Source organism: Acetatifactor aquisgranensis (assembly GCF_943193215.1).
Taxonomy (GTDB): domain Bacteria; phylum Bacillota; class Clostridia; order Lachnospirales; family Lachnospiraceae; genus Acetatifactor; species Acetatifactor aquisgranensis.
Genome location: NZ_CALPDH010000094.1, coordinates 1 through 1,769 on the forward strand (window position 1 = coordinate 1; position 1,769 = coordinate 1,769).

General features: G+C 48.9%; 1 protein-coding gene. It reads left to right on the top strand.

The features are described from left to right. Positions 1-90 precede the first annotated feature (90 nt). Positions 91-1,769: phage tail tape measure protein (locus NFS35_RS28780; RefSeq protein ID WP_251210378.1), on the top strand; the 1,679-nt coding region annotated here is incomplete at its 3' end.

Here is a 1,769-nt window from a genome sequence, read left to right on the forward strand (position 1 = left end):
GATAGTATTTGACACTTGAGAATTAAATTTGACGTTTTTGTGCGGGAGACAGGAACTTTAGTTTGCTGGGCTACAACGGACGTTTCCGATATGCTGATACAGACACAGAACCTGGGCAAGACAACCGTTGCGGAACTGTCAAGCGCAATGGGAAAGGTGATACCAACGGCGAAGTCCCAGGGCGTGGAACTGGACAGCCTTTGCGGAGCCTATGCCGTGATGACCTCAAACGGAATCGCAACGGCGGAAACCACCACATATTTAAACAGTATGTTGAATGAACTGGGGAAGCAGGGCAGCACGGCGGCCAAGGCGTTTGCCGAGGGAACGTCACATATCAAGGAGGGCGGCCTTACTATGGCGGAAGCCATGGAGCAGGGGTGGAGCCTTACAGACGTTCTAAGTATCCTGGATGAACAGGCATATGCAAGCGGCACAAGCATTTCCAATATGTTTTCAAGTGCGGAAGCCGGGAAAGCGGCAAACGTGTTGTGGGACAATGCGGAAAAGCTGAATGATGCCGTGGAGCAGATGGGGAGCAGCGCAGGGGCCACGGAAACGGCCTTTGGCAAACTGGACACCACAAGCAACAAAATAAAGATTTCTGTAAATCAGTTGAAAAATACGGCCATTGATTTAGGTGGGACATTGCTTGACACGTTGCAGCCCACAATAAAGAAAGTGACCGATAAGATAAAGGAATTTTCGGACTGGTTCAAGAACCTAAACGAGAGCCAGAAACAGACCATCATAAAGATTGCCGCAGTAGTGGCGGCAATCGGACCGACCTTAATCGCCTTTGGAAAAATGTCCACCGGGATTTCAAAGATAATCGGCGTGGCCGTGAAGCTGAAAGGGGCATTGGGGGCAGGGGGCGGCATTGCCAAAGTGCTTACCATGCTTACCGGGCCGGTGGGAATCGCCATTGCCGCCATTGCCGCCCTGGCAGCAGGGTTTGTGTCACTCTATAAAACGAATGATGAATTTAGGGAAAAAGTGGACAATGCCCTGGCAAAGGTGAAGCAAGCATTTTCTGATATGTGGGTAAAGATAAAGCCCATCATAGAGCAGATAAAGCAAGCGTTTATGAAGCTGTTGGATGCGCTACAGCCAGTTTTTGAGTTCATCCTTACATATATCGGTTCCATAGTGAACGGAATCATTACCGCAGCGGAGCCTATCATGTCAGCAATTAAGAACGTGGTTGAGTTCGTGACGAATATCATCCAGGCGTTCACGGCACTTTTAAGCGGAGATTTTGAGGGATTCTTTTCACACATAAAGGATGCCTTGCAGAACGCCATTGATTTTGCAAAAAATATCATCCAGGCCGTGGTGAATTTCATTATAGGATTTTTTGAGGGATTCGGCGTTAATGTAAAGAAAATCTTTTCAGACATATGGAACGGGATTGTGTCGATTTTTAAAGGCGTGGGCCAGTGGTTCAAGGACCGTTTCACAGAAGCCTACAACAACGTGACCCGTGTATTTGCGGCCATAGGTTCCTGGTTTGGGGCACGTTGGAACGATATAAAGAACGCCCTGGCAACGGTGGCGGCGTGGTTCCTCACTATGTTCACCAATGCCTATACCAATGTGACGAATGTATTTAAGGCAATCGGTCAGTGGTTCGGTGCCAGATGGCAGGATATAAAGAACGCCCTGGCCCAGGTGGCAACATGGTTCCTTACCATGTTCACCAATGCCTACAACAACGTGACCCGTGTATTTGCGGCCATAGGTTCCTGGTTTGGGGCACGTTGGAACGA